We start from the raw sequence: 1,157 nt of genomic DNA on the forward strand, positions 1-1,157 counted from the left end.
TCCTATCATACAATAAAGATACCAAATTTATTGTATGGAGGTAGAACAAATGGATGAAGTAAGGTTAAAAGATGAGCTTATGGCCAGGTTGTCCAATGAACTGGACCGGCCTGCGCTGCAGGTGATTGACGGGGCACTATCGTCAGTGTTGCGAAACTACGAAATATCCAAAAGGGAAACCGGGTTGAGTACCAACATAATCAGCTTTCCAGAATTGGATATTTTCATCGGGAAAATCAGGTTTGAAAATTATTCGGTTAGTACAGTCAATCAATACCAGCGTTTTTTGACGGACTTACTGATTTATGTAGGTAAGCCAGTACAGGAAATCGCGGGAGAGGATGTGGTGGAATGCCTTAATTATTATGAGCAGGCTAGAAAGATTAGCTCCAGCACCAAAGACCACAAACGGCGCATTGCAAGCTCCTTCTTTACTTTTCTACATGAACGAGGCTACATCTCAAAAAATCCTATGTCCACCGTGGACCCAATCAAGTATGTAGCAGAAATACGGGAGGCATTGACCAGCCGTGAAGTAGAGAAACTGCGTATTGCCTGTGGAACCAATATCCGTGACAATGCAGTTCTGGAGCTGTTCCTGGCAAGTGGTTGTCGTGTCAGCGAAGTGGTCAGTATGCGGGTAGAAGATATGGACCTTCAGGCGGGATGTGGGAAAGTATTAGGAAAGGGAAAGAAGGAGCGCATGGTGTTCTTTAATGACCGTGCGATGGAATATTTGGAACGATATTTGGGGGACCGTAGGAGCGGGGCTGTGATACTATCAAAAAGGGCACCTTATCAAGGATTAAAGAAGAATGCCCTGGAGAACATTATCCGGAAGATTGCAAAAAAGGCAGGGCTGGGTAAGCGGGTATTTCCGCATTTGCTGAGGCACACATTTGCCACGCGTGCATTGAACAAAGGTATGCCGCTTCCAACATTATGTGATTTGATGGGGCATTCGAGTGTAGAAACCACCAGGATATATGCAAAAAATGGTGCCGGAAAGATTAGATATGAGTACGACATGTATGCTGCATCCTAACTCTTAAAATCTGACAGGATTTTTTTGGCCTGCCAGATGGGAGGCTTACTTAAAGTACGCTTATGGGGGATGTTGAGCACAGTTATAATTATATAGAATTGTTATGCGTGCT

General features: G+C 44.3%; 1 protein-coding gene. It reads left to right on the forward strand.

All coding sequences use genetic code 11. The features are described 5' to 3' along the window. Nucleotides 1–49: 49 nt before the first annotated feature. Nucleotides 50–1,045, forward strand: a complete 996-nt coding sequence (locus LI015_RS27915) for a tyrosine-type recombinase/integrase (RefSeq protein ID WP_002593041.1) — start codon at nt 50–52, stop codon at nt 1,043–1,045. The last annotated feature ends 112 nt before the right edge of the window (nt 1,046–1,157 follow it).

Source organism: Enterocloster sp. 210928-DFI.2.20 (genome assembly GCF_020554465.1).
Lineage (GTDB): Bacteria > Bacillota > Clostridia > Lachnospirales > Lachnospiraceae > Enterocloster > Enterocloster bolteae.

Excerpts from the sequence above, each read along its gene's own strand:
- LI015_RS27915 (WP_002593041.1), top strand. The coding sequence starts at position 50 with ATGGATGAAGTAAGGTTAAAAGATGAGCTTATGGCCAGGTTGTCCAAT.